29 protein-coding genes are annotated in these 26555 nt (G+C 67.1%); 11 read left to right on the forward strand and 18 right to left on the reverse strand.

The features are described from left to right. Positions 1-14: 14 nt before the first annotated feature. Genes ASF81_RS00605 through ASF81_RS00620 form a run of 4 tightly spaced genes read right to left on the reverse strand, consistent with a single transcriptional unit; the run spans position 15 to position 1774 of the window. Positions 15-368 (reverse strand): DUF1428 domain-containing protein, encoded by a 354-nt coding sequence (locus ASF81_RS00605; protein WP_017506381.1) that lies wholly within the window; start codon positions 366-368, stop codon positions 15-17. A gap of 22 nt (positions 369-390) precedes the next feature. After that, the gene (locus ASF81_RS00610; RefSeq protein WP_055803438.1) at positions 391-873 is read right to left on the reverse strand and encodes a VOC family protein; all 483 of its coding nucleotides are present in this window, start codon (positions 871-873) and stop codon (positions 391-393) included. Then, a complete protein-coding gene (locus tag ASF81_RS00615) occupies positions 870-1331 on the reverse strand; it encodes an SRPBCC family protein (protein ID WP_055803442.1) in 462 nt (153 codons plus the stop codon). Before ASF81_RS00615 ends, ASF81_RS00610 begins: the two co-directional genes overlap by 4 nt. Next, positions 1331-1774, reverse strand: a complete 444-nt coding sequence (locus ASF81_RS00620; RefSeq protein WP_055803444.1) for a VOC family protein — start codon at positions 1772-1774, stop codon at positions 1331-1333. The genes ASF81_RS00615 and ASF81_RS00620 overlap by 1 nt, the downstream gene beginning before the upstream one ends. 58 nt (positions 1775-1832) lie before the next feature. Here ASF81_RS00620 and ASF81_RS00625 point away from each other — a divergent pair, with 58 nt between their 5' ends. Further along, positions 1833-2516 carry a helix-turn-helix domain-containing protein gene (locus ASF81_RS00625; protein WP_055803447.1) on the forward strand — a complete coding sequence of 228 codons (684 nt, stop codon included), beginning with the start codon at positions 1833-1835 and terminating at the stop codon, positions 2514-2516. Between the two features lie 4 nt (positions 2517-2520). On the opposite strand, the gene ASF81_RS00630 is transcribed toward ASF81_RS00625, so the two are convergent. Next, positions 2521-2730, reverse strand: coding sequence for a flagellar basal body rod C-terminal domain-containing protein (locus tag ASF81_RS00630; protein WP_055803451.1), 210 nt, complete (start codon positions 2728-2730; stop codon positions 2521-2523). A gap of 206 nt (positions 2731-2936) precedes the next feature. Here ASF81_RS00630 and ASF81_RS00635 point away from each other — a divergent pair, with 206 nt between their 5' ends. The 3 genes from ASF81_RS00635 to ASF81_RS00645 all read left to right on the forward strand — a co-directional run bounded on the left by ASF81_RS00635 (position 2937) and on the right by ASF81_RS00645 (position 6179). Continuing rightward, positions 2937-4835, forward strand: a complete 1899-nt coding sequence (locus ASF81_RS00635) for a DEAD/DEAH box helicase (protein WP_055803454.1) — start codon at positions 2937-2939, stop codon at positions 4833-4835. 47 nt (positions 4836-4882) lie between these two features. After that, on the forward strand, positions 4883-5206 hold the full coding sequence (locus ASF81_RS00640; RefSeq protein ID WP_082503388.1) for an Mpo1-like protein: 324 nt from the start codon (positions 4883-4885) through the stop codon (positions 5204-5206). 82 nt (positions 5207-5288) lie between these two features. Next, entirely contained in the window at positions 5289-6179 is an 891-nt protein-coding gene (locus tag ASF81_RS00645; protein ID WP_055803457.1) for a hypothetical protein, read from the forward strand. Between the two features lie 74 nt (positions 6180-6253). On the opposite strand, the gene ASF81_RS00650 is transcribed toward ASF81_RS00645, so the two are convergent. The 7 genes from ASF81_RS00650 to ASF81_RS00680 form a co-directional block, all read right to left on the reverse strand. Further along, positions 6254-6760 carry a 3D domain-containing protein gene (locus ASF81_RS00650; protein ID WP_235559172.1) on the reverse strand — a complete coding sequence of 169 codons (507 nt, stop codon included), beginning with the start codon at positions 6758-6760 and terminating at the stop codon, positions 6254-6256. A 196-nt stretch (positions 6761-6956) separates the two neighbouring features. Beyond that, positions 6957-7667 carry a hypothetical protein gene (locus tag ASF81_RS00655; RefSeq protein WP_055803465.1) on the reverse strand — a complete coding sequence of 237 codons (711 nt, stop codon included), beginning with the start codon at positions 7665-7667 and terminating at the stop codon, positions 6957-6959. 61 nt (positions 7668-7728) lie between these two features. Further along, entirely contained in the window at positions 7729-8760 is a 1032-nt protein-coding gene (gene dusA, locus ASF81_RS00660; RefSeq protein WP_055803468.1) for a tRNA dihydrouridine(20/20a) synthase DusA, read from the reverse strand. Between the two features lie 145 nt (positions 8761-8905). Continuing rightward, positions 8906-9784, reverse strand: coding sequence for a hypothetical protein (locus ASF81_RS00665; protein ID WP_055803471.1), 879 nt, complete (start codon positions 9782-9784; stop codon positions 8906-8908). A 71-nt stretch (positions 9785-9855) separates the two neighbouring features. Further along, complete coding sequence (locus ASF81_RS00670) at positions 9856-11022, reverse strand: glutathionylspermidine synthase family protein (protein WP_055803474.1); 1167 nt, start codon at positions 11020-11022, stop codon at positions 9856-9858. Positions 11023-11025: 3 nt separating this feature from the next. Next, on the reverse strand, positions 11026-11766 hold the full coding sequence (locus ASF81_RS00675; RefSeq protein ID WP_055803477.1) for a PspA/IM30 family protein: 741 nt from the start codon (positions 11764-11766) through the stop codon (positions 11026-11028). Positions 11767-11782: 16 nt separating this feature from the next. Further along, on the reverse strand, positions 11783-12463 hold the full coding sequence (locus tag ASF81_RS00680) for a DUF2170 family protein (RefSeq protein ID WP_055803480.1): 681 nt from the start codon (positions 12461-12463) through the stop codon (positions 11783-11785). A 79-nt stretch (positions 12464-12542) separates the two neighbouring features. Between ASF81_RS00680 and ASF81_RS00685 the strand changes: the two genes are divergently transcribed. From ASF81_RS00685 to ASF81_RS00710, 6 genes are all read left to right on the forward strand, one after another. Further along, positions 12543-13586: a potassium channel family protein gene (locus ASF81_RS00685; RefSeq protein ID WP_055803483.1), complete on the forward strand. Its 1044-nt coding sequence runs from the start codon at positions 12543-12545 to the stop codon at positions 13584-13586. 7 nt (positions 13587-13593) lie between these two features. Next, entirely contained in the window at positions 13594-14241 is a 648-nt protein-coding gene (locus ASF81_RS00690; protein WP_055803486.1) for a YjfK family protein, read from the forward strand. Positions 14242-14267: 26 nt separating this feature from the next. Further along, complete coding sequence (locus ASF81_RS00695; RefSeq protein WP_017506364.1) at positions 14268-14681, forward strand: DUF350 domain-containing protein; 414 nt, start codon at positions 14268-14270, stop codon at positions 14679-14681. A 4-nt stretch (positions 14682-14685) separates the two neighbouring features. After that, on the forward strand, positions 14686-15300 hold the full coding sequence (locus tag ASF81_RS00700) for a DUF1190 domain-containing protein (RefSeq protein ID WP_055803487.1): 615 nt from the start codon (positions 14686-14688) through the stop codon (positions 15298-15300). Between the two features lie 81 nt (positions 15301-15381). Beyond that, a complete protein-coding gene (locus ASF81_RS14690; protein ID WP_082503389.1) occupies positions 15382-16353 on the forward strand; it encodes a flavin reductase family protein in 972 nt (323 codons plus the stop codon). A gap of 47 nt (positions 16354-16400) precedes the next feature. Further along, complete coding sequence (locus ASF81_RS00710) at positions 16401-17597, forward strand: acetyl-CoA C-acyltransferase (protein WP_055803490.1); 1197 nt, start codon at positions 16401-16403, stop codon at positions 17595-17597. Between the two features lie 82 nt (positions 17598-17679). On the opposite strand, the gene ASF81_RS00715 is transcribed toward ASF81_RS00710, so the two are convergent. From ASF81_RS00715 to ASF81_RS00735, 5 genes are all read right to left on the reverse strand, one after another. Continuing rightward, entirely contained in the window at positions 17680-18180 is a 501-nt protein-coding gene (locus tag ASF81_RS00715; RefSeq protein ID WP_055803493.1) for a hypothetical protein, read from the reverse strand. Between the two features lie 197 nt (positions 18181-18377). Then, complete coding sequence (locus tag ASF81_RS00720) at positions 18378-20666, reverse strand: ATP-binding protein (protein ID WP_235559174.1); 2289 nt, start codon at positions 20664-20666, stop codon at positions 18378-18380. Between the two features lie 186 nt (positions 20667-20852). Next, a complete protein-coding gene (locus ASF81_RS00725) occupies positions 20853-21422 on the reverse strand; it encodes a hypothetical protein (RefSeq protein ID WP_055805273.1) in 570 nt (189 codons plus the stop codon). A 77-nt stretch (positions 21423-21499) separates the two neighbouring features. After that, positions 21500-21907 (reverse strand): CBS domain-containing protein, encoded by a 408-nt coding sequence (locus ASF81_RS00730; protein ID WP_055752885.1) that lies wholly within the window; start codon positions 21905-21907, stop codon positions 21500-21502. A gap of 62 nt (positions 21908-21969) precedes the next feature. Then, positions 21970-23766 carry a von Willebrand factor type A domain-containing protein gene (locus tag ASF81_RS00735; RefSeq protein ID WP_055803500.1) on the reverse strand — a complete coding sequence of 599 codons (1797 nt, stop codon included), beginning with the start codon at positions 23764-23766 and terminating at the stop codon, positions 21970-21972. Positions 23767-23931: 165 nt separating this feature from the next. Here ASF81_RS00735 and ASF81_RS00740 point away from each other — a divergent pair, with 165 nt between their 5' ends. Beyond that, positions 23932-25794 carry a monovalent cation:proton antiporter-2 (CPA2) family protein gene (locus tag ASF81_RS00740; protein WP_055803503.1) on the forward strand — a complete coding sequence of 621 codons (1863 nt, stop codon included), beginning with the start codon at positions 23932-23934 and terminating at the stop codon, positions 25792-25794. A gap of 3 nt (positions 25795-25797) precedes the next feature. On the opposite strand, the gene ASF81_RS00745 is transcribed toward ASF81_RS00740, so the two are convergent. Continuing rightward, positions 25798-26418, reverse strand: a complete 621-nt coding sequence (locus tag ASF81_RS00745; RefSeq protein WP_055803506.1) for a DUF4168 domain-containing protein — start codon at positions 26416-26418, stop codon at positions 25798-25800. Positions 26419-26555 lie beyond the last annotated feature (137 nt).

The raw sequence follows: 26555 nt of genomic DNA on the forward strand, positions 1-26555 counted from the left end.
GGCCGCCGCCGGGCTCAGGCCTTGCCTTCGAAAGCGACGCTGAACCCGCCCCACATCATGCGCTTGCCGTCGAAGGGCATGTCCATGTTTGCAAAGTCGGGGTCGTCCTGCATCTTGCCGAAACAGGCGTCGGCGGTGGCGCGGTCGGGCCAGGTCACCCAGGAGAAGACGACGACCTCGCCCTCTTGCAGCTTCACCGCCATGGGAAAGCTGGTCAGCTTGCCGTCCGGCACGTCCTCGCCCCAGGTCTCGACCTGCGACAGGGCGCCGTATTTCTGAAACAGGGGCCAGGAGGCCTCGGCGGACTTGACGTAGCGCGCCTTGTCCTCGGTTTTCACGGGGGTCAGGAAGCCGGTCACATAGGTCATCGGTCGTCTCCTCTTTCTGGATTCAAACGTCGGCGACGGCGCGGTCCAGCGCCGCGATGTCGATCTTGATCATGCCCATCATGGCCTGCATGGCGGCCTTGGCGCGCGCGGGGTTCGGATCGGTGGTCAGTTCCATCAGACGACGAGGCGTGATCTGCCACGACAGACCCCAGCGGTCCTTCAACCAGCCGCAGGCGTTTTCGCCGCCGCCGTCGGCGAGCAGGGCGTCCCACAGCCGGTCCGTCTCGGTCTGATCCTCGGTCATCACCATGAAGGAGACGGCTTCGGTGAAGCGAAAGTTCGGTCCACCATTGAGCGCCAGATACTGACGACCCGCCAGCACGAACTGCACCGTCAGGACCGTGCCTTCAGCGCCGGAGGGCGTATCGACCGGCGAGCGGTTGACGGCGGTGACGCGGCTGTCGGGCAGGAGGCTGACATAAAAGGCGGTCGCAGCCTCGGCGTCGCCGTCGAACCACAGGCAGGGAATGATCTTGTCGCTCATGCCGCATCTCCCTGCGCCAACGCCGCCAGTTGATCGGCGATGGCGCCCCAGCCCTGTTCGAAGCCCATGGCCTTGTGGGTTTCGGCGGCTTTTTCGTCCCAATGCCGAGCGGTGGCGGTGTAGCGGGTTCCACCGGCCTCGGGCTCGAAGGTGTCGATGCGCACGAAGTTCATGTCGCCAGCCTGCGGAACCCAGCCTTCTGTAAAGGCGCCGGTCGAGACCAGTCTGTGGCCCGGAACCACCTCCAGAAACACGCCGGAATAGGGATGCCGCTCGCCCTCTGGCGAGGCCAGTTCGACATTGGCCCGCCCGCCGACGCGCAGGTCCCAATCCACGACCGGTGTGGTCCAGGGGCGAGGGCAGAACCACTCGCCGGTGCGCTCGGTGTAGATCTTCCACACCGTCTCCGGCGAGGCCTTGATCAGACGGCTGGTGCTCAGTTCGCGACTGTCAGCCATCACGACACCATGGCGTTGGCGGCGAAGGCTTCAGGACCGGCGGCGACGGCGGCCGGGTCCATCCACATCGGCTCCCAGATATGGCCATCCGGATCGGCATAGCCGCGCCCATACATGAAGCCATGATCCTGAATCGGGTTTGGATCCATAAGGCCGCCCGCTGCACCCGCGCGTTCGACCACCGAGTCCACAGCCTCTCGGCTGTCGAAAGAAATGCACAGCGACATCTGCGCCGAGGCATGGGCGTCGGGGATCGCCCGGTCGGTGAAGGTGCGCCACTTGTCGTGGGTCAGCAGCATGACGTGGATCACGTCCGACACCACCATACAGGCGGCCGTGTCGTCGCTGAACATCGGGTTCATGGTCGCGCCGACAGCCTCATAGAAGGCGATCGATCTGGGCAGGTCGGCGACCGGCAGGTTGATGAAAATCAGCTGGGCCACGACGTTTCCTCTCCTTGTTATTTGCGAAACCTGACTCCGATGATTACCATAGTCAACTATGAAGTTAGAAAAGATAACCGATAAGGCGGGCCGAAAATATCATGATGCGTGCGGCGCTGCGCACGGACTGGACCTGATCGGCGAACGCTGGGCTCTGCTGGTGATCCGCGAACTGATGATGGGTCCGCGCCGGTTCGGTGATCTGCGGAAGGATCTGCACGGCATTTCCGCAAACGTGCTGACCCAGCGGCTGGAGGGGCTGGAGGCTTCGGGCATCGTGACCCGCCGCAAGCTCCCGCCGCCCGCCTCGGTCCAGGTCTATGAGCTGACGCCGTGGGGCTACGAGATCAAGCCGGTCTTCATGGTGCTGGGTGGCTGGGCCGCGCGCTCGCCTCGCCACGACCCGACCCTGCCGATCAGTGCGGTGTCGATCATGCAGTCGTTTGAGACGATGTTCGATCCGGCCCTGGCCGGAGACGCCGCGATGAAAGTCGGCTTCGTCTTCGGCGACGAGCCTTTTGTCGTTCAGATCGAAAAGGGGACGATCACGACCCGTCGCGGCGCCACGGACACCGCCGACGTCGTCCTGACGACCCAACCGCCGCTGGTCGCCGCGTGCGTTTACGGCAAGGTTCCGCCTGCCGCCTTCGAGGCTGACGACCTGATGACCCTGACCGGCGACCGGGCCGTGTTCGACCGCTTCGCGGGCCTCTTCAACCTGCCTGAGAAGGCTCCGGTCTGAAGCTTCAGGCCAGCATGTCCAGCAGCGTGCCGGTCATGTCGTCGGCGGTGCGCAGAACGGCGGCGTTGGCGCTGAAGGCGGTCTTGGCCTGGATCCGCTCCACAGTTTCGTCGGCGAGATTGTCCAGCGGCGCGGTCGCGGTGCGGCGTGCGCTGTTGTCGAACCGGTTCTGCGCGGTCGTCAGTCCGGCGGTGGCGATAGAATGCGCTTGCATGGCGAAGCTCCGGACGCGGTGGGTTCGATCGCCAGACTGCGTCTTTCAGGTCAACGTCGCCTGAAGGAACAGGGTGAACGGCGTTTTCCGCCCCGCTTGCGCCCTTATTGATGTATAGAGCCCCATCATTCGCCCGGCCTGAGGTCTGACCTCGGCCGGGCGCGGTCGTTTCGGCGACCGCCCTTGTCCGTTGTCCCAGGTTTCCTATGCCCTTTCCCGCCGTCCATCCCGCGCTTGATCGCGCCCTGATCAACAAGGGCTATGCCGAACCCACTCCGGTTCAGGCCGCCGTCCTGGAGGCGGAGCATGCGGATCGCGACCTGCTGGTCTCGGCCCAGACGGGTTCGGGCAAGACCGTCGCCTTCGGCCTGGCCGCTGCGCCGACCCTGCTGGGCGACAAGCCGATCTTCGGCCCCGGCGGCGCACCGCTGTGCCTGGCCATCGCGCCCACGCGGGAACTGGCCATGCAGGTCGCGGCCGAGCTGCAATGGCTGTACGCCGACTCCGGCGCCAAGATCGCCACCTGCGTCGGCGGCATGGATGCGCGCCGTGAAGCCCGCGCGCTCGGCTTCGGCGTCCACATCGTCGTCGGCACGCCCGGCCGACTGAAGGACCACATCGACCGGGGCAACCTGGACCTGTCCGAGCTGAAGGTCGCCGTCCTCGATGAGGCCGACGAGATGCTGGACATGGGCTTCCGCGAGGACCTGGAGCACATCCTGGACCAGGCGCCGGCCGAACGCCGCACCCTGCTGTTCTCGGCGACCATCGCGCGCGACATCGCCACCTTGGCCAAACGCTATCAGAAGGACGCGGTCCGCATCGACGCGACCGACAAGACGCGCCAGCACGCCGACATCGAATACCGCGCCTATCGCATTGCGCCCAACGAGATCGAGCACGCGGTGGTCAACACCCTGCGCTGGTTCGAGGCACCGCGCGCCATGGTCTTCTGCTCGACCCGCGACAGCGTGCGTCACCTGCAGTCGTCGCTGCTGGAGCGCGGCTTCTCTTCCGTCAGCCTGTCGGGCGAGATGGGTCAGCGCGAGCGCACCGATGCGCTTCAGTCGCTGCGTGACGGCCGCGCCCGCGTCTGCGTCGCCACCGACGTCGCCGCGCGCGGTCTGGACCTGCCGGACCTGGGTCTGGTCATCCACGCCGAACTGCCGATGAACCGCGCCGGCCTGCTGCACCGGTCGGGCCGGACGGGCCGGGCGGGCAAGAAGGGCATCTCGGTTATGCTGGTTCCGCACTCGCGCCGTCGCAAGGCCGAGCGGCTGATGGACGAGGCCGGCGTCGACGCCGTCTGGACCGGCGCCCCGACCTTCGATGAAATCCGCAAGGCCGACGAAGGCCGTTTGCTGTCGCCCGAGTTCTTCGAGGCCGACGTCTCCGACGAGGACATGGTCGTCGCCAAGCGGATGATCGCCGAACGCACGCCCGACGAGATCGCCGCCGCCCTGGTGCGTCTGCTGCGCAAGGAACAGCCGGCGCCGGAAGAACTGTCCGATCCGGGTTCGGATCGCGGTCCGGCCAAGCGCGAGCGCACCGTTCGCAACGACGACGGCACGGCGGCTCAACCCTGGCCGGGCGACCGCCTGGGCGCTGATGATGTGGTCTGGTTCCGTCTGGACGTGGGCCGCAACAAGAACGCCGACCCCAAATGGCTGATCCCGCTGATCTGCCGCATCGGCGGCATTTCCAAGCCTCAGATCGGCGCCATCCGCACCTTCCCCGAAGAGACGCGGTTCGAGGTCGCCAAAACCCACGAGAAGGCTTTCCGCGAAGCCGTCGCCGCCTCCAAAGACGAGGTGAAGATCACGCCGTCGGAAGCCCCGACGCCCGGCTCGATGAAGGCTAGCCGCTTCGCCGGCAAGCCGCGCGAGGATGGCGACCGCCCCTTCAAGAAGACCCCCTACAAGCGCGCCGATGGCGGAGAGGGCGACGCCCGCCCGCCGTTCAAGAAGAAGCCCTGGGCGCCGAAGGCTGACGGCGGCGCCAATCCGCGCTCGAACGCCGCGGGCGACAAGCCCTATGCCAAGAAGCCCTTCAAGACCAAGCCGGGCTTCAAGAAGGACGGCTTCAAAGGCAAGCCCAAGGGCTGATCATGCCGGCACTTGCCTGATCGTGGGCGGAGGCGCACCCTCCGCCCATGAGCATGCCGTCCGCACCTGAGGGCCGTTACGCCTCGTTCGAGGCCTTCTATCCCTATTACATCCACGAGCATTCCAACCGGACGTGTCGGCGCATCCACGTCGTCGGCACCTTTCTGGTGATCTCGGCCTTCGTCGCCTTCGTGGCGACGCGGAACGCCTGGTGGCTGCTGGCCATGCCGCTGCTGGGCTACGGCTTCGCCTGGGTCGGGCATTTCTTCTTCGAAAAGAACCGGCCCGCGACGTTCAAATATCCGCTGTGGAGCCTGATGGGCGACTTTCGCCTGTTCTTCGAGACAGTGACGGGCAAGCGCCGCTTCTGAAGGACCGCATTTCAAGCTGCACGGTTCGCCGAAACGGAATAGTCTCCCCCTGCGGCGTTGCGCCGCTGCTGGAGGGAGCATCATGAAATCCATCGCCGTCATCGCCGCTGCGTCCGTGCTGCTCGCCCCTGGCGTCAGCCTGGCCCAGAAGAGCAGGGCCAAGCCCGACTTCACCCTGGACCCCAACTACGGCTCGGTGCGGCTGGAGACCGGCTTCACGCCCGATCCCTGGACCAAGTCCATCCTGGCGGGCGGTTCGATCGCCGCCTCGGCGGCGCAGTCGGGTTGCGAGGGCAAGGTCAGCGCCGCGCCCGATCTGCAACTGAACTTCGAAGCCGGCGATCTGGACCTGACCATCAAGGCGGTCGCCAGCGAGGACACGACGCTGCTGGTCAACAGCCCCGGCGGCCGCTGGTATTGCGACGACGACAGCGGCGGCGACCTGGACCCGATGGTGACCATTTCCAACCCCGAGAGCGGTCGCTACGACATCTGGCTGGGCACCTATAACGACAACATGGTCCAGTCGACGCTGCAGATCAGCGAACTGGGCGGCACGGACACGACGGCGGGCGCGGCGCCCAATATCGATCTTGAGCCCAACTACGGCACGGCCAATCTGCGCGGCGGCTTCACGCCCGACCCCTGGACCAAGTCGATCCTGGCCGGCGGCTCCTCGCCCGCCTCGGCCGCCAAGGCGGGCTGCGAGGGTTCGGTCAGCTCGGCCCCGGACATCCAGATCTTCTTCGAGCCGGGCGACGCCGATCTGACGTTCCGCGTGCGCGCATCGGAAGACACGACCCTGCTGATCAATACGCCCAACGGCCGCTTCTACTGCGACGACGACGGCGCGGGCGGCGTCGATCCGAAGGTGACGATCACCAATCCGCAGAGCGGCCGCTACGACATCTGGGTCGGCACATATAATGGCTCGATGGTGCAGTCGACGCTGGAAGTGTCCGAGTTGGACTGATCGGCGTAAGCCATCAGACACGAAAACGCCGGCTGACCTTCGTGGTCAGCCGGCGTTTTTCATGATCGGCCGGATCAGTTGGAAGCGGTGGTCCAGGCCGGGGGGCAACCGTCGAAATCGCCGGCGTCCACGATGGTCAGGGTGCGCATGTTCAGGCGTTGCGCCTGGTTCATCGAGCCGCGACCGTTGCCGGTATAGAGGTCGATCTTCTGGCCCTTGATCGCGCCGCCGGTGTCGGAGGCGTACCAGTAGCCGTCGTGGATCGAACCGTCGGCCAGACGCATGCCGACCGTTTCGCGGATGAACAGCTTGGTGCGGCGCGGGATCACGCGGGGATCGACCGCGACGGTGCGCATGGCGATCGGACGGCAACCCAGCGAATCGTTGCCCGTCGCGCCGCCGCCGCCTGCGTGATAGAGGCGCGCCGAGGCGCGCCAGTCCGGATCGGAGGCCATCAGCTCGGCCTGTTCGGCGTTCAGGGCGGTCTCGACTTCATCGGAACCGACGATGGCGGCAGGGGTTTCAGTCCTGACTTGATCCGCCGCTACGACGTCATTGTAGGGGACAGGCGCGCTCGTCACAGACGATACGGCAGCCCAAAGCATGGCGATAGCAGCGGATGCGCCGATCATGAGTTTCGCTCAGGAGACACCGGCTCCCAACGCCGCCGGCGCTGGCCTTGTCGCGTTAACCTGTGGCGGAAAAGTGGCGAAACCCGCCCTGGCGCTGTCTGTTACGGTTTGTTTCTAGGTTAACGCCCTGTTTTGTATAATCAATTTAACCCCAGTCTTCGCGTTTGGGGACGACGCCGCTGGCGTCAGAACTTGAAGTTGAGGCCCCCCCCCGAAGCACCGGCAGGACCTTGTAATCATCGGCCTCGGCCTGAATCTCACGCTCTTCCTGATCCAGACGCGAACGGAAGGTAGGGTCGTTCGACAGCGTGCCGCCGCGAGCGTCCAGATTCACTTGCGGCGCATCGCCAAAGGCCGCGCCGGCCAGAATGCGGAAGCCGAGCCTTCCGCCGCGTGTGAAGGTGTTGTCATAGCCCAGGCCGACGAACGGCGCGGTGCTCTCCAGGTCGATGCGCCCGGTCAATGTCCCGACCTGGGCCGGGGTGAAGGTCGCGCCGCCGACATTGACGTTTCCGGTGGGCGTCGCATCCAGATCGACCTTGCGATCGCCGAAATAGGCCCCGCCCGAGATCAGAAAGCCGTTGCGGAACGGATGCAGGTCCACGAAGGCGCCCGGCGACTTGAAGTCGATCTTGGCGTCGTAATCGATACCCTTGTAGGTCTGGTCCCGGTCCCATTTCAGCACGTCATAGCCGCCGCGCAGCACCACGACCGGGCTGAGCGCGAACTGGGCCTGAAGGCCGGCGCCCGGCGTGCCGGCCTGGGCGCCGACGGCGAACCGGCCGTCAGCCTGCGCCAGGGCCGATGTGGCGGGCAGCGCGGTCGCGATGACGGCAGCGATCAGCGGGGTCTTCATGGCGTGCAGGTCCGAAACGGCAGGGTTCTCTTAACCTTGCCGGCCAGCTCTGAAGATTGGGTTACGCCGCCCAGTCGCCGGGCGCCGTGTCGCGCCTCGCCTCGGCCTCGCGCACGGCCTCCACCGCGCGGTCCAGCACCTCCAGCCCGGCGCCGGGCTTGATCGCCTCGACCGTCAGAATGCGACGGAACGCCCGCGCGCCCGGCCGGCCGTGCATCAGGCCCAGCATATGCCGCGCCATCGCCGGCAGGGCGACGCCTTCGTCCAGACGCGCGGCCATATAGGGCCGATAGCGCTCCAGCGCGGCGAAGGCGTCGGTGTCTTCGACTGGCTCGCCATACAGGCGACGATCCGCCTGACCCAGAATGGCCGGTTCGTGATAGGCGGCGCGGCCCAGCATGACGCCGTCCAGCTTGACGCCGTCAACCTCGGCCAGATGCGCCTCGGCCTCGTCCATCGAGGCGACGCCGCCGTTGATCGAGATGTTCAGATGCGGCCGCTCGCGCTTCAGCCGGCGCACCAGATCATAGTCCAGCGGCGGCACGTCGCGGTTCTCCTTGGGCGACAGGCCCTTCAGCCAGGCCTTGCGCGCATGGACGACGAAGACCTCGATCCCGACGGCGGCGCAGGCGTCCACCGTGGCGAACAGGCTGACGGCTGGATCCTGATCGTCCACGCCGATGCGGCATTTGACGGTCGCGGGCACGCTGACGGCCCCCTTGATCGCGGCCATACAGTCGGCAACCAGCTCCGGCTCGCGCATCAGACAGGCCCCGAACCGGCCCGACTGCACCCGGTCCGACGGGCAGCCGACGTTCAGATTGATCTCGTCATAGCCGAACGCCTCGCCGACCTTGGCGGCCTCAGCCAACTGCGCCGGATCCGACCCGCCCAGCTGCAAAGCGACCGGATGCTCCAGCCCGTCGAAGCCCAGCAGCCGCTCGCGATCCCCATGCAACACCGCCGGCGCCGTCACCATCTCGGTGTAAAGCAGCGCCTTGCGCGTCAACGCCCTGTGAAACGCCCGGCAATGCCGATCGGTCCAATCCATCATTGGGGCGATGGACAGCGTGCGGGAGGCGTTCAGGGACATAGGGTTGCGGCTTGACCGGCGATGCAGGGGCGACTGCGGGTGCCCATACGCCATTTCCGCGCTGCCGTGAAATCAGAGCTCCCAATGCACAGGTGTAGCCGGAGAGGCGTCCCGTGCCGGATCACACGGGACGCTTTGGTCACGCTTAGCGGCGGGCGCGCAGTTCCAGTTCGCCGATGCGGCGGCTCAGGTAGGCCGTGTCGTCGGACGAGGGGCTGGTGCGGCTGTAGGCGGCGTCCAGGCGAGCGAGATCGCCGGCCTCGACGCGGATGTCGGCGGCCTCGGTGCGGCTGACGACGCCCGAACGCTCGGCGGCGGTCAGGGCGGTTTCCAGGTTCGCCAGACGGGTGCGGGCGGGCAGGTTGGCGGACGGCGTCTGTCCGGCTGGGCCGTCGCCGACCCGCAGGTCCAGGGCGTCCAGACGGGCGTCCAGATCGGCGCGCTCGCTGGCGCTGATCGATCCATCGGCGCTGTAGCGGCTCTCCAGCTGGATCAGGGCCTGATAGTCGGACTTCAGGCGCGTCGCCTCTGTGCGGGTGATGCGGCGCGCGGTCACGGCGGCGTTGACGCGGGTGTCGAAGTCCGCACGGCCCTCGGCGACGGTGTCCATGTCGGCATAGCCCGAGGCGCCGGCTTCCAGCGTCTGGGTCAGGGCGGTGTAGCGGGCGTTCAGATCGGCGCGTTCCTGGGCCGAGATGCCGCCGACGGCATATTGGTTCTCCAGATCGACCAGGGCGGAATAGTCGGCGCGCAGGCGCGTCGCGGCCGAGGCGGAGACGCTTCGGGCGCGCACGCTGGCGTCCACGCGGGTCGAGAACTGGCTTTGTCCGTCACGCAGCGGACGGCCGCCGCGCAGCCAGGCCTGATCCATGGCCGACAGACCCAGACGATCGCCGAACAGGGCGCCCACGACCGCGCCCAGCCGATCCTGGGTCGTCGAAGGATATTGCGTCTGGGCGACTGCCGCGCCGCCCGCGAGGGTCAGTGCGGTGGTGGCGATCAGGGCGAGGCGGACGTTGCGCATGGGGAGGCTTCTTGTCGGTTGATGTCAGCCGACAAAACGATGGTCGTCCGGCTTGGTTGCCTGCCTGCGTCTCAGTCGCGGATGAAGTGCGGCACGAAGCGCGAGGTGTTCCTCGTGATGCGCCCCGTGTCCTCGCGCAGGCTGATGCCCGCCGGTTCGGTTCCCACGACCCAAGACCCGACGATCACATGGTTGCCGTCGAACAGGGGCGGATCGCACAGCGCCTGGCGGATGTAGCGCCCCTCGCCATAGCCGCCGTCCACCACCTCTGCGGCGCTGACGCCCCGGTCGATCAGTTCGACATTGTCGCCCTCGCGCGAGAACAACGGCTTGCGCACATAGGACGAGCCCAGCGCCGCCTCGGCCGGATCGCCCTCGAAATAGGATTCCAGCAGGTTGGGGTGGCCCGCATGCCGCTCCCACAACAGCGGCAGGATGGCCTTGTTGGACAGGATGCTCTTCCACGCCGGCTCCAGCACGGTCACGTCCGCCGTCGGCAGGGGCGCGGCGTAGTCGTCGCGCAGCATCTGCTCCCACGGATAGAGCTTGAACATCGCCTGGATGATCCAGTTCTCGTGGTCCACGAACCGGCCGTCGGCGTTCAGCCCGATCTGGTCGATGGCGACGAACTGGGGCTCCAACCCGGCCTGCTGGGCCAGGTCTTCCAGGAAGCGCACCGTCTGGCGGTCCTCGACGAAATCGGCGTCCGAGGCGAAATGCACGAAGCCGCCGCTGGGGAAGATGGCGCGGAACCGCTCGACCAGCTTCTCATGCAGGCTGTTGAACTGATCCGCATCGGCGGGCAGGGCGCCGGCCTTGATCTGATCCTCCAGCCACAGCCACTGAAACACCGCCGTCTCATAGATGCTGGTCGGGGTGTCGGCGTTGTATTCATACAGCTTGGCCGGCCCCGTGCCGTCATAGGTGAAGTCGAACCGGCCATAGAGGGATGGATCGCCCCGCTTCCAGCTGTCGGCCACATAGTCCCGTATGGTCTCGGGAATATCGAGCTGTTCCATCAGCCGCTCGGACTGAACCGCCTCGTTGACCAGCTCCAGGCACAGGCCGTGCAGTTCCTCGGTCGGCGCCTCGATCCCGTCCTCGATCTCGGCCAGCGAAAAGGCATAGGCCGCCGTCTCGTCCCAATAGGGTTTGCCGTCGGTGTGGCGCCAAGTGAAGCCGAGTTCCTCGGCCTTGGCGTCCCAGTCGGTGCGGGGATCGAAGCGCAGACGCTCCATGGATCAGGCCGGGTCTTTGTCGGGCGTAGATTGGCCGATGCGCGGCGTGACCACGGTCACCTCCGGCTGGCTGAGGCGGGCCAGGACGTCGTCGGCCGAGGAATGGCCGGGCAGAATGCCGGCCTCGCGCAGCTTGGCGTCCAGGTCCGCGCCGGTGCGGCGATCTTCCAGCGCCTGGCTGGCGTTCAGCTTCTCTTCCTGGATCGCCTGGCGCTGTTTGATGCGTTGCAAACTGTCCGCCGCCGAGCCGATGCGGGACTGGGCGCCGGCCGAGTTCAGGGCGACCGACGTCTGGGCCTTCTGGACGGAATCGTTGACCTTGACGATGTCGATCTCGCGACGAAGCGTCTCGATCTTCTGGTCGGTCGAGGCGATGGCTGTGCGCAGGCGCGTCTCTGCCGTCTTCATGTCCTCGATCAGCGGACCGCGGCTGGTGATCTCAACCTCCAGCTCGGCGATGCGGCCGGCGACTTCGCGCGCCAGATCGGTCTTGCCCTGACCCAGGGCGGTGCGGGCCGAGCTTTCGTATTTGGCGATCTGGTCGCGGAAGCTGGCCATCTCGTTTTCGGCCATGCGGCGGCGCGCCACCAGGCCGGCCAGGTCATCGCGGGCCTTGCCCTGGGCGTTGTCGGCGTCGCGGATTTCCTGGTCGAGGATCTTCAGCGCATTGGCGTCGACGACGCCCTGGGCCGCATCGTGGGCCGAGCCGCGGAACAGGGCGGACAGTTTTCTGAGCATGGACATGGTCGGTCTTCCGGGATCAGGCGGCGTCGGCGCCGAAGGTTTCACGCAGTTCGGTGGCGTCGATCGCATTCTCGGCCAGGGTGCGCAGTTCGATCAGGATGGTCTGAAGCGTCGTCTTGCAAGAGAGTTCGCCCATCAGCTCGTACACGTCTTCGCCACCGACATTGGTGATGGCGAAGTTGGACAGGGGCACCACGCGCTGGGCCTTCAGCAGAAACTCGTTGAAGGCGTGGCGATCCTTCTGCTCAGACACCGGCCACAGCAGGACCGAACAAACGATCTGGGCGCCGCCAACGCTCAGGTAGACCGGCAGGTCGCCATATTCGTGCATGGTCGCCAGCAGCACCGGCTCGGCGCCCTCGACTACGCGCAGGGTCATTTCGCCGTCACGCAGCAGGGTTGAGCCATCCAGCGCCGCCTTGATGGCGGGCACGGTCCAGGGGGTCTCGATCACGGCGTCCATTTGATGGTCGTCTCCAGGGGTGATGGAATCGGAAGTGGGGCGGCGCGGGCGCCCCGCAAGCTGCGGCCCGCGCGTTGAATCGGTGACGATGGCGCGCACGGCCGCCTTGACGTCGTCGCGGGCGGCGGCGGGCACCCAAAGTTCCAGCTTGACCAGGCCCGCCTCACGACGCGCCTGTCGCCACGCACGAATGCGGTCGTTAGCGGCGGAAGAGGGCGAAACGTCATTCGGCATATCGTTACATGAAACGCGTAACATGAACGCTTGACTTCGCCTAGGGGTCTGAGATCATCTTGGCGAGAGGGAAAGACGTATGTTGCTGCCGCGAATGAAGCTGGCCGTGATTTTCGACCGGGCGTTCCACGCCATGGCCGATATGCACTGGCGCATGCTGGGCGGGCTGATCCTCTTTCACGCTGTTTCGTCGTGGCTGATCCTCGCCGTCGCACACGAAGCGGAACTCCATGACCCGCTGACTTTCTTCTACTGGTACGCGACGACGGCCTATACCGTAGGTTATGGCGATCTCAGTCCGCAAGGCGTCGGCGGCCGACTGGTCACGGCCTTGTGGATCTTTCCCGGCGCCATCGCGGCTTTCACGACCGTCGTGGCCAAGGTGCTGGCCGGGATCGGCGACATCTGGCGCGCCCGGAGATCGGGCAAGGGAGACTATTCAAGGATGACCGATACGATTCTGCTGGTCGGCTATCACCCCGTTCGTACGCCCAAAATGGTCGAAGAACTGTGCGCGGAGTTGAACCGGTCTCAGACCCTGGTGCTGCTGACGCGCCAGGTGGTGGCGGACGTCGATCCGCGCATTCGCTACGTCCAGACGGAAAGCCTGACCTCGACGACTGGGCTGACGCGTGCGGGCGCAGCGAAGGCGAGCCGCATATTGGTCCACGCGAGCAATGACGCCGACACCCTGACCGCCACCCTGGCTGTCTCGGCGATGGCGCCGGACGCCGCACATATCGTCTGCTTCTTCGATGACGCCGACAGCGCACGGCTGTTGGCGCAGCACTGTCCCAAGGTCGAGATCGTTCTGTCGTCGGCGCCGGAAATGCTGGCCCGCGCCGCGCGCGATCCAGGTTCCAGCCAAGTCATCAGCGCCCTGACCAGTCACCTGGACGAAGGCGCGACCTTGTTCAGCTTGAAATGGACCGGCGCGGGCAGATCGGTCGGCGACCTGACGCAGCGTTTCCTTCAGCACCGCGCGACCCTTCTGGCGCATCAGCCGGACGGCGCGGACTCGCCGCGTTTCAATCCCTCGCCGGAAACAGGCGTGGAACAGGGCGACCGCCTGTTCTATGTCTCGGCGGCCCGGCTGAACCAGCCGAGCCTGGCCGGATCCTGATCGTCCCATGTTCAAGAAGCTTTTCGGATCCTCGGAGAAGGTCGCGCCTGCCAATCGACTGGCGACGGTGCGCAACATCACCGTGGGCCGCACCGTGTCGCTGGACCCGCTGGCCTGGCGCCGGCTGGGCGACGAGACGCAGTTCACCCTGGATCGCGACGTGCTGGACATCTCGGCGCAGGGGTTGGTCAGCCTGGACAGCGGCCAGTTCGTCCATCGCTTCTACACCGACGACCACGTCATGCTTCAGGCCATGAGCGACGACGAGGCGGGCCTGGAAACCTACGACTTCAGCCTGTTCGTGCCCTGGACCTCGGCCTATCCGCCGGGCGAGCGCGAACGCCGAATCTGGCGCGACCGCCTGTCGGCGCCGGTCTTTCACGGCGCGGCCGAAGAGTTGCCCGACTATCCCCGCTTCTGGTTCGCCGAAAGCGACGCCATCCAGCCGCCCGTCACCCTGTGGGAAACGATCTGGGACGATCGCGCCGCGACCACGCCCTATGCGAAAATCTTCCAGACCTGCATGCTGTATGCACGCGAGCTGGGCGGCGGGCGCGAGCTGATGCTGGCCCTGGAGCAGCAGCCCGAGGGCGGCGACACCACGCACGAAATCATGATCGGCATTCCGCTGGAAATGGCCGAGTTCCGCGCCTGAGCGCGCAAACCGAGGGGGCGAGACCGATGTTCGACTGGTTCATTTTTCAGCAGGGGGCGATCGCCTTCCTGATCGCCTTCGCCATGGCGGGCGCCTTCACCCTGGCCTTCAAACTGATCTACCAGTGGGTCACGCCCTATCACGAACACACGCTGATCCGTGAGGGGAACACGGCCGCCGCCATTGCTCTCGGGGGCGCCCTGATCGGCTATGTCCTGCCTTTGGCCTCGGCCCTGTCGCACACCGTCAGCCTGATGGAGTTCGCAGCCTGGGCCCTTCTGGCCGGGGTGATCCAGATCGTCGTCTTCGTCGCCATCAGCCGAATGGCCTTCCGCAACCTGGTCGTCCGCATCGAGGCGGGCGAGATCGCCGCGGCCGTCTATCTGGCCTCCATCTCCATCTGCGTCGGCCTGCTCAACGCCGCCTGCATGACGTCGTGAACCCATGACCGACCCCAAAGACCTTCCCAAGACAGACACCATGCGCCGGCTGAAGCGCTCGCGCGTCCTGCACGTCAGCAGCCTGATGGCGACCGCCAGCTTCTCGCTGGCCGCCTGCGGCTCGCCCCAGCGCGTGCCTGCGCCCGAACCCGAGCCGACCCTGGCCTATCAGTCGCTGGACGAGTGCAAGGCCGCCAACGACATTCCCGACAACGAATGCGACGCCGCCCTGGCCAAGGCCCAGGACGAGGCCGCCAAGACCGCGCCGCGCTACGCCACCCGCGAAGAGTGCGAGGGCCAGTGGGGACCGTCGCAATGCCAGCCGAACAACAACGGCGGTTCCTTCTTCAGCCCGCTGCTGACCGGTTTCATCGTCGGCCAGATGCTGAACGGCGGCGGCTATCGCGGCGGCGGACCGCTGTATCGCGACCGCGAGGGGCGGCTGTCCAACGGCTATGGCGGCGGCTACGCCTACCGCGACTATCGCACCGGCAAGACCCTGACCAATGCCCGCGAGCATGGCGACGTCGCCCGTCAGGCCCCGACGCGGGTGCAGAGCCGCACCACCGTCGTCTCGCGCGGCGGCTTCGGCGGCGGCGGCCGAGGCTACGGCGGCTGATACAGTTCTGGCGTCGGGCGCCGGTCTTCCCCTAATAGGGATCGCGCCTACGCTTCACGACAGACCGGACCGCCCCGCCTCATGACCGCATCGCCGCCCCCGAACGGAGGCCTGGACGTCGAAAGCTGGGGCGACCCCGAGGATCCGATCGTCCTGCTGATCGGCGCGCCCGAGCGCCTGTCCGGCGACTGGCGCCGGTCGGTGCGCGCGCTGGTCGAGGCCGGCCGCCATGTCATGCTGACCGCCGACTTCGACGAGGCGGACGACGGCTCCACCGCCTTGCGCCGACTGCTGACCGAGCTTCCCTCTCGCCCGGCCATCGTCTGTTCCGGCACGACGCTGGCGACCGTCATCCCTGCGCTCGCCGTCACCGGTCCGGCCCTGGCCAGCTGTCTGGCGGTCGTCGCCGAAGGGCAGGGGGCTGTCTCGCCCGAGCTTGAGGCGCAGTTGGCCGGCGTCCCGATCCAGACGATCGCGCGCGCCGAGGCGCCCGACGCGGTCGAGACCGAGAACGCCGCCCTTCTGGGCTTTCTCGAACGCCACGCCCCGCGCGACGCCCTGTATTATCAGGCCGGCTCCGACCCTCGCACCCTGCGCGACGCCCTGGGCTGTTTCGCCACCGGGGTCACGGTGGTCACGACCCTGGACGAGGCCGGACAGCCCGTCGGCCTGACCGCAAACTCCTTCTCCTCGGTGTCGCTCGACCCGCCGCTGATCCTGTTCTGCCTGGCCCGTTCGTCCACCAACGTCGACCGTTTCCGCCAGGCGGAACATTTCGCCATCAACGTCCTGCATATCGGCCAACAGCCGACCTCCGGCGTCTTCGCCCGGTCCCAGGCCGACCGGTTCCAGGACGTGGCGTGGGAGACGTGGGACACCGGCGCGCCCATCCTCTCGGGCGCCCTGGCCAGTTTCGAATGCGGAACCGAACAGATCGTCGAGGCCGGCGATCATCTGGTCATCATCGGCCGGGTCAGGCGCGCCCGGTTCGAGCCGCGCCGCGATCCGCTGCTCTATTTCCGGGGCAAGTATCGGCGGCTGCACTTTTCCTGACCGGCCGGGATCGCTATCTCTCGCCCGAAATAGAGGAAGCCGTCCCCATGTCCGCGACCCCATCCGCCGATCCCGTCGTCATCGTCTCCTACGCCCGCACCCCGATGGGCGGCTTCCAAGGCGCGCTGTCCGACGCCAAGTCCACCGACCTGGGCGCCGTCGCGGTCAAGGCGGCGCTGGATCGCGCGGGCCTTGATCCGCAACAGGTCGAGCAGATCATCATGGGCTGCGTCCTGCCTGCGGGCCTGGGCCAGGCGCCAGCGCGTCAGGCGGGCATGGGCGCAGGCCTGCCCACCTCGACCGAGGCGACCACCATCAACAAGATGTGCGGCTCGGGCATGCAGGCGGCCATGATGGCGCACGATGCGCTGGCCGCCGGTTCGGCCGATGTGATCGTGGCGGGCGGCATGGAGTCGATGACCAACGCCCCGTATCTGATGCAAAAGCACCGGGGCGGCGCCCGCATCGGCCACGACGTCATTTCCGACAGCATGTATCTGGACGGGCTGGAGGACGCCTACACCCCCGGCAAGCTGATGGGCCAGTTCGCCGAGGACACGGCCAAGGACTATCAGTTCACCCGCGAGCAGCAGGACGCCTACGCCATCGAGAGCGCCGGCCGCGCCAAGCGCGCCCAGGAAACGGGCGCCTTCGACGCCGAGATCGCCTCGGTCGAGGTCAAGACCCGCCAGGGCCCCGTCACCGTCGACCGCGACGAACAGCCGACCAAGTCCGACCCGTCCAAGATCCCCAATCTGAAACCCGCCTTCGGCAAGGACGGCACCATCACCGCGGCTTCCGCCGCCTCGATCTCGGACGGCGCCGCCGCCCTGGTCATGATGCGCCAATCGACGGCCGAGGCGCTGGGTCTGACGCCGATCGCCCGCGTCGTCAGCCAGGCCGCCCACGCCCACGAACCGCACCTGTTCACCACCGCTCCGGTCTTCGCCCTGCAGAAGGCGTTGAAGAAGGCCGGCTGGAGCGCCGACGACGTCGATCTGTGGGAGGTCAACGAGGCCTTCGCCATCGTGCCGATGATCGCCATGCAGGAACTCGGCATCCCCCACGACAAGATCAACGTCAACGGCGGTGCCTGCGCCCTGGGCCACCCGCTCGGCGCCTCCGGCGCCCGCGTCCTGACAACCCTCCTGTCCGCCCTCAAAGCCCACGGCAAGACCCGCGGCATGGCCGCCCTTTGCATCGGCGGCGGCGAAGCCACCGCAATGGGCGTGGAGTTGGTTTAGGGGAGGCGTGTTGTCTTGAGCGAACGCTGCGAGCGTCCTCTTCGGGTGGCTAGCATATCTAGTTGCTAGAGGCCTGCTTGCGTTAAGTGCGGCCAATCGTGAATGAAATCACGGTTTGGTCGCCGTTCTCGTGAAACGCGATATCGCGCCCATCCACCTGACGACGACTGCTACAGCCAAGCAAGTCCCAACTGGCGGTCGCGGGCTTGCCAATGGCCGAAGGCCATCTTGCGTATGGCAGATCTCGAGGCGGAGTGAGCGCATCGCAGGGCCGTAGCAAAGCGGATTCGACAGCCGACCTAATCTCTGGGTCTCTAAATAATGCGCTGCTCAATGTGAGCCGGATGCAAAGCTCCAGTTCGCGGCAGTCTTGATTGTCGCCTGGACCGAGCAGCGCGCATCCCTGCTGCAGCGAGAAGAACTGCTGGAGCGAGTCCTCCCCGCAAAGGCCGGACTTGCCGATCGTATAGGCCTTGTCGCCGAAGGCTTCGTAGAAGCCCTTTCCCAGCTTTTTCCGGATGACTGCTTCCGTTGCCGCCGCCCGGAATGCGTCGCCATAAGGAGCGGGATCGTACCCGATCAAAGGCGGCCCTTTCGGAAATGGAGCGCATCCGGCGAGAGCGAGGAGACCAAGGGCGAGAAGGGATCGGAGGCTCATGGATGCACTCTGATCGGGCCGCCGAAAAAGCTCAACAGTTCGCGCTCGCAGCCTACGGGCAGAAGGTCTCAGATAGGCCGAAAACCGCAGCAGCTTTTTGGCTGGCCATATATGCCCAAGTCTTATGCCGCGAACGCCGCCCGGATCGGCTGCACGGTCTGATCCGGGCGTTTGACCGGCAGGTCGAAGCTGACGACCGTGCCGACGCCTGGCTGGCTTTCCATGCTCAGCTGGCCGCCGTGCATTTCGATCAGGGACTTGGTCAGGGCCAGGCCCAGGCCGGTGCCTTGAGTGGTCTTGGAATGCTGGCCCTCGACCTGTTCGAACGGGCGGGCGAGGCGGACCAGGTCCTCTGGCGCGATGCCAATGCCGGTGTCGGCGCAGGCGACGCGGACGCGGTCCTCTCCCTGCGCCCCGACGAAGGGTTTCAGCGACACGACGATGGAGCCGCCTTCGGGCGTGAACTTCACGGCGTTGGAGATCAGGTTGAGCATCACCTGTTTGACGCCGCGTTGATCGGCCTCGATGTCGGGCAGGTCGCCGGCCTCGACCGCGATCTTCAGGCCCGCCTCCTGCACCTTGCCGCGCATCAGCCGCACCGCGTCCTCGCACACCTCGCGCAAGGACACCGGCTCATAGTGCAGGGTCATCTTGCCGGCCTCGATCTTGGCCATGTCCAGCACGTCGTTGATCAGGCTGAGCAGGTGCTGGCCCGACTTCAGGATGTCGCCGGCGTATCCCTTGTATTTCTCGTTCAGCGGCCCGAACAGCTCGCTGGCCATGATCTCCGAGAAGCCGTTGATGGCGTTCAGCGGCGTGCGCAGCTCGTGGCTCATATTGGCCAGGAACTCGGACTTGGCCTGGTTGGCGGCCTCGGCCCGGGTCATGGCGACCTCGTATTTGCGCGCCAACAGCGACAGCTTCTCCTGGCTGGATTCGAGCTGATCGACGGTGGCCCGCAGATCGTCGGCGGCGCGGCGGCGCTCGGCCTCCTGGCGTTTGATGGCGGTGATGTCGGCGGCGGTGACGACCGACCCGCCCTCGGAAGTGAACCGCTCGGACAGTTGCAGCCAGCGCCCGTCGTTCAGCTCGACCTCGCGAAGGCCCGCACGACCGCTGGCCGGACGATGCTCGGCCTTGATGGCCAGGCCGGCGATCCGGTTCAGCTCGTCCTTCATGGCGCCGCGCCGCACCACGCCGTGATCGAAGCCGAAGGCGTCCTCGAACGCCTGGTTCCAAAGGATCAGCCTCCCCTGACGATCGAACAGGACGAAGGCCTCGGAGATGCTCTCCACCCCGTCGCGCAGCCGGCTTTCGGCGGCCTGGGCGGCGGCCTTGGCGCGGCGGGCCTCGGTGATGTCCAGCGCGACGCCCAGGATTGCGGAAAAGCCCATGTCGCCGCGCTCGCCGCGCGCCTGGCCCCGCGCGTCGATCCACCGCGCCCGCCCGTCCGGTCCCGCCACCGGGAAGGTGATCTCAAAGGCGCCATAGGCCGCCGCCTGGCGCAGGGCGTGGCGGAAATCTTCCTGAAAGCGGGGATGGACGCGGCCGATCACATCTTCGGCGTCGGTCACACCGCCGCGCGAAAAGCCCAGCAGCGCGGCCATATAGTCCGACAGCGACACCTCGCCCTTGGCCAGATCCCACTCCCACACCCCGCACCGCGCGGCTTCGACGGCGATGCGGAACCGCTTTTCGGTCGCCACCCGTTCGCGGTGCTGGCGCGTCTGGCGCAGGCCGTAGAGGACGAACAGAACCACGACCCCGACACCCAGCATTAGCGGCGCGAGCACCACCCAGGCGTCGTCGAAGACGGAGGCGGTCGTCCCTTCCGAGATCGCGACCACATAAGGGCCGCCCGCCCGGGCCTGAGCGGCCGCAGCGAGGCCGGCCTGCCCCCCCAGCGTCACGGCGCGCGGTTCGGCCCGACCGACCAGGGCCGAGGCATCGACGCCGATCAGGGAGCGGATGGGTTGGCCAATCTCGGCAGCGCGCGCGGAGGCCAGCACCACGCCGCCCGCCGACACGATCCGCGTCTCGCCGCCTTTCGGCAGGACGGGCGCGATCCGCGCCTCCAGCCTCAGGCCGTCGGCATTGGCCTGGCCGGCGACGACCGAACCTTCGCCCTTGGCGGCCTGCACCGTCTCGCCGGGACCGACCAGGGTGAAGGCGACCTTGGGCGCAGCGGCCTGCGCGGCTTCAACGACCTCTATGGGGGCGAGTTTGGCGGCGATGGCGGTGCGACCTGCGGCCAGGCCCGCTTCGGCCGACTGGATCAGCACCGCGGTCTGGCTGGCGACCAGCTCGGCGTTCAGCTTCAGATTTTCGGCTTCCAGGCGGCTGATTTCGCGGGTCGGCCGGCTGAACTCGCGCGACGCCATCAGGGCATAGGCGGCCGCGATCAGCGCCAAGACAAGGACAGCAATCCGCAACCAGGCGGGCGCGCCGGCGGCGCGGTCGGAGGCGCGACGCCCCGACCGATTTTCCCGCCGCTCCTCGTCCCGCAAGCCCCGACCCTCCGACAAACACTTCGTTGCGGGAATCTAGGCTGCGTCGCGGATTCGTGTCGAGGCTCGGCGCGCGCTTTTGACGGGTTTTTAAGCGGCGGCGACCGGCGACAGCAGGCGGTCGGGCGCGGGCTCCAGCACCCGCGTCACCCCATGCAGCACATCACGCGCCTGTCGGGCCAGGGTCAGGACGGCCGGCGGCGCATCGTCCGGCGTCTCGGCGACCAGATCCACCAGATCCTGGGCCACGCGCATCAGCTGCGGCGCGGCGGCGATCAGGCGGGCCTGAAACTCGATATGCTGGGGATCACGGTCGTATTCGGCGCCCGGCACGCGCCAACCACCCCAGTCCGCCCGATCGGTGACGACGACCGGATAGGTGCCGGGATGGGGGTGATGCAGGCAATCCTCGGGCAACTGCCATTTGTTGCGCGCGCGCAGCAGCCGCCAGTCGCCCAAGCCTTGGTCCGAGGCCGGATCGTCGGTCGCCAGCAACAGTTCGTTGGCGGTGAACTCGCGCCCCAGACCGACGTCATAGGTGACGCGCACAGGCTCTTCGAACCCCTTGGCCCAGACGGGCTGGACCTGTTCGATAAAGGCCCAGGCGCCGACGCACTCGACCCAGACCTTCTGACCCTTCTGGAACTGCGCGCGCGCCATGCCATCCTCCGATATTCGCAGGAACAGCATGAACGACGATCCTTGACGCCCGGTGTCGGGGCGCGGTTACGCAGGTCTTAACGCGAGATGCTTTCCAGCGTCTCGCCGGCGTACTTCTCTTTCACGCGCGTCGACAGGTCGCCCAGCGACACGACGCCGACGACGCGGCCATGCTTGTCCACGACCGGGGCGCGGCGGATCTGCTTGGCGCCCATCAGGTCCAGCACGACCTTCAGGTCGTCGGTGTCCAGCACCGTCTGCGGATCACGGGTGATGAACTCCACTACCGAGGCGCTGGAGGCGGCGCCCGTCGCCAGGGCGCGCACCACGATGTCGCGGTCGGTGATGGTGCCGATCAGCTGATCGCCGTCCGCCACAGGCACGAAGCCGAAGCCGCCCTTGGCCATGCGGCTGGCCACGTCCTGGATGGTGTCGGCGGGGCGGGCCAGATGCACGTCCTTGGTCATCACGTCGCGGATCTTCATGGCGGGTTTCCCTTGGTTGAAGCGTTGCGCTCAAAAACCCGCCGCGAGCGTGGCGGTTCCGGTCAGGGCGTCCGCATCGGGGGAAGGCCCTGGGCCGCCCGCACCAGCTGAACGAACTCGGCCCGATCGCCATAGGGGTCTTCGCCCCTGGCCCCTTGCGCCTGATCGATGATCCGGTCCCAGCCATAGTCGGCCGTCATCCACGGATCGCCCCGCAGCTTTTGCCCGAATCCGGCGACGGCGATGGCCCAGCGCGTGGCCTCGGGCGGCTGGGCGCTGACCGACCCGCCCGCGCGGTTGGTCAGCGGCTGCTGGATCAGGTCCGAGCGGCTCTGGCCCGGCTGTTTGTAGCGCACCTGGATAAAGCCGATCTCACCGTTCGGATCGCCGCCGCCGACCCCGATACGGTTGTCGGGATAGCGCCGATCGGGGATCTGCGTCGGGCCGCCAACGGGGGTGATCTCATACAGGGCGGTGACGCTGGCGCCGGATCCGACCTCGCCCGCATCGACCTGGTCGTTGTTGAAGTCTTCCTCGTTCAACAGGCGGGTCTCATAGCCGATCAGCCGCCATTCGGCGACGCGCGCGGGATTGAACTCGACCTGGATCTTGACGTCGTCGGCGATGGGGAAGGCGCCCTTGTCGAAGGCCGGTCCGAACAGCCGGCGCGCATCGCTCAGGTCCCCGACATAGGCCGCGACCCCATTGCCCGCCTGCGCGATGGTCTGCATCCGCGCGTCCTGATAGTTGCCGCGCCCGAAGCCATAGACCGACAGATAGATGCCCGTACCGCGCTTGTCGGCGACATAGTCCTCCAGCCGCCTGTTGTCGGTCACGCCGACGTTGAAGTCGCCGTCGGTGAACATCAGGATGCGGTTGACCTTGTCGCGGGCGAAGTTCGCCTGGGCCTGGTCATAGGCATTGGTCATGCCGGTCGCCCCGGCCGTGCCGCCAGAGGCCTTCAGGCTGGCGACCGCACAGCGCATCTTCAGCTTTTCGTCGCCCTTGGTCGGCTGCAGGGTCGTGCCGGCGCCTTCCGCGTAGTAGGTGACGGCCAGCGTGTCCTGCGGCCTCAGCCGGTCGATGGCCAGGTTCATCGCCTTCTTGGCTAGGTCCAGCTTGTCCGGCGACCCCATCGAGCCGGAGACGTCGACCAGGAAGGTCAGATTCAGCGGCCGCTGCTCGCCCGCCGGCAGTTCATAACCTTGCAGGCCGATGTGCACGATCTGACGCCCGTCAGCCCAGGGCGAGGCCGCGACCGCCGTGGTGATGGCGAAGGGCCGGGTCCGGCTGGTCGGCCGGGCATAGTCATAGTCGAAGGCGTTGATCAGCTCCTCGACCCGCACCGCATCCTTGGGTGGCGCACGACCCTCGTCGATGAAGCGCCGCACGTTCGAATAGGACGCCGTGTCCACGTCGATGGAGAAGGTCGAGACCGGCTGATCGCTGGTCCGCTTCACCGGATTGGGCGTCGCATCAGGGTAGCGTTCGGTGTCGGCGGGCGCGGGCGCCGGGGTGATCGGCGAAACCCGAACCCCGGTTACGCCCACGCTGCCTGTCATCGCAGCGGGCGGCGGAGGGACGTATGAAGCAGGCGGTGGCGGCGGGGGAGGAGCCGGAGGAGGAGGAGGAGGCGGCGCGTGCGTCGTCGCCGTGCGACCTTGGACGCGAGATCCCGTCACGACGAGATCCTGCATCTCGGTTTCCGTTTCCAGCTCAAACCCCAGCGGCCGGCACGCCGCCGGCGTCGGTTCGCCATCCAGCGGCTTGGCCAGGGCGACGCTCGGCACGGCGACCGGCGGCGCAGCGAACGACAGGCTCAGAACGGACAGCGCCGCCATCCTGATGATGCGTGACATGGCTTCCTCCGGTTGTTGTCTTGACGCCAGTCGCGGGTCGTCCTGGGGCGAAACTGTGGCGCCAAATCCCGCTCGACGCACGATGATCTTTCAGCGTGTCTTTCGTGTCCTCTCGCAATCGCCGACCAGGACCTCCACAATAGACGCCAAGCTTGGGGGAATGCGATGGCTGAGGCGACGACGGGACTTGATCTGGGCGCGGCGGCCGCTCTGCTGGCCGCGGGCGTGCTCGCCGTCCCGGTGTTCAAGCGCATCGGCTTGGGATCGGTGCTTGGCTATCTGGCGGCGGGCCTCGCCATCGGTCCCTTCGGTCTGAAGCTGTTCCGCGAGCCCGAGACCATCCTGCACGTCGCCGAGTTCGGCGTGGTCATCTTCCTGTTCATCATCGGTCTGGAGATGCGGCCCAAGCGGCTCTGGGGACTGCGCAAGGAAATCTTCGGCCTCGGCGCGGCCCAGGTGCTATTCTGCGGCCTGATCCTGACCCTGACCGCCATGCTGGCCGGATTCTCCGCGCCCGTCGCCTTCGTCGGCGCCATGGGCTTTGTCCTGTCGTCCACCGCCGTCATCATGCAGATGCTGGAAGAGCGCGGCGAGATCGCGGGCGGGCCGGGCCAGCGGGCGGTCTCCATCCTGCTGCTCGAGGATCTGGCCATCGTGCCGCTCCTGGCCATCGTCGCCGTCTTGGCCTCGGTGCTGGGCGTGGCCAACGAACAGGCGCCGCCCCTGTGGCAGACCGTCGGCTTCGCGGTCGCGGCGGTCGGCGGTGTGCTGCTGGCCGGCAAATATCTGGTCAATCCGGTCTTCCGCCTGCTGGCCCAATATGGGGGACGCGAGGTGATGACGGCGGCGGCTTTGCTGGTCGTAGTCGGCGCCGCCTGGGCCATGTCGCTGGGCGGCCTGTCCATGGCCATGGGCGCATTCCTGGCCGGGGTCCTGCTGTCGGAATCGACCTTCCGTCACCAGCTGGAGGCCGACGTCGAGCCGTTCCGCGCCATCTTGCTGGGCCTGTTCTTCCTCAGCGTCGGCATGTCGCTGGACGTGTCGGTCGTGGTCGCCGACTGGCGTCTGGTGCTGGGCGGGGTCGTGGCCTTCATGCTGGTCAAGGGCGTGTGCATCTATGCCGTCGCGCGCCTGTTCAAGGCCTCGCACCATGAGGCGGTCGAGCGTGCCGGCCTGTTCGCACAAGGCGGCGAGTTCGCCTTCGTCCTGTACGGCGCCGCCGTCGCCGCCGGCCTGTTCGACGCGCGCATCGGGGCGATGATGTCGGCGGTGGTGATCCTGTCGATGGCCCTGACGCCCCTGACCTCGCTGCTGATCGCGCGACTGTCGCCCAAGCCGGTCCAGGACGCCGAAAGCGCCGAGGGCGTGGATTTCGCCAAGGACCTGCGCGGTCAGGTGCTGATCATCGGCTTCGGCCGTTTCGCCCAGGTTGTGTCCCAACCCCTGCTGGCCCGCGACGTCGACGTGTCGATCATTGAGAACGACGTGGAGATGATCCAGGCCGCCTCCCAGTTCGGGTTCAAGGTCTACTACGGCGACGGCACCCAGCTGCACACCCTGCGCGCTTCGGGCGCGGAGGAGGCCGAGATGGTCCTGGTCTGCGTCGACAAGCCCGAGGCCGCCGACCGCATCGTCGAACTGGTCAAGTCGGAGTTCCCGACTACGCGGATCATGGCCCGCGCCTTCGACCGAGGGCATTCGATGCGGCTAATCCAGGCCGGCGTGGACTACCAGATCCGCGAGACCTTCGAGTCGGCGCTCAAGTTCGGCGAGCGCGCCCTGGTTGAACTGGGGCTGGACGAGCATGAGGCGGCCGAGACCATCGGCGACGTGCGCCGTCGCGACGAGGCCCGACTGGACCTGCAACTGACCGGCGGGCTCAAGGCCGGCCGCCAGCTGATGCGCGGCAATATGCCGACGCCCCAGCCCGCCCCCTATATCAAGCCCCGTCGCGAAGGCCGTCTGCTGAACGAGGACGAGGCGGGCCCGGCCGCGCCGGACACCCGGCGCGAGCCCGCAGACACCTGATCGCTACTGGCTGGTGCCCTTCTCCAGACGCGCGCCGGCCAGTTGCGCCTTGGCCTGAAGATAGGGCGTCGCGGACACCAGTTGCGAGATGGCGTTGAAACGCTCGGTCGTCAGGCCGGACGCCTCGACCGCCGCCGTCAACTTGGCGCTCTGCTCGGGCGTCGCCTGATTGTTCTGCACCTCGGCCGTGACGGCGCGGATCTGCGTCATGGCGGTGACGAAGCGGTTCAGTTCGTCCTCCGTCACAGCGGCGGCCGGCGTGCCGGGCGCGGGCGGCGTGGCGTTGACCACCCGGATGCGCGCCGCCAGGGCCGGATCGGCGGCGACGGCGTTGGACAGGGTGTTGAAGCGCGTCACTTCCAGCCCCGAATCCTGCACTGCGGCGGCCATCTGCGCCTGCTGTTCCGGCGTCGGCTGAGCGCCGTTCAGCGTGTCGCTGACGGCTCTCACCTTGGCCATGGCGTCGTCGAACTTTTTCAGCTCGTCATCGGTGAAAGTGGTCGAGCCGGCCATCGGCGCGGCCGTCGGCGTCTGCGATGTGGTTGATGCGTCTTGGGCGTGAGCGGTCGCAGCGGTCGCAAGAAGGGCGACGGAAGCAAGAAGGGCGATGCGGGGCGTGCGCATGGGAATGTCCTTTCGGTCTGGCGTCCACTTGAAGGGCCGTCCGACGACGGCGACGACGCAATCACGTCATCGCTCCCCAAGGGCGTGGAGCCTGAAACAGACGAAGGGGGAGCCTTCATAACCTAGGCGCCGATGCG

This window comes from Brevundimonas sp. Leaf168 (genome assembly GCF_001423685.1).
In the GTDB taxonomy this organism is placed as follows: domain Bacteria; phylum Pseudomonadota; class Alphaproteobacteria; order Caulobacterales; family Caulobacteraceae; genus Brevundimonas; species Brevundimonas vesicularis_C.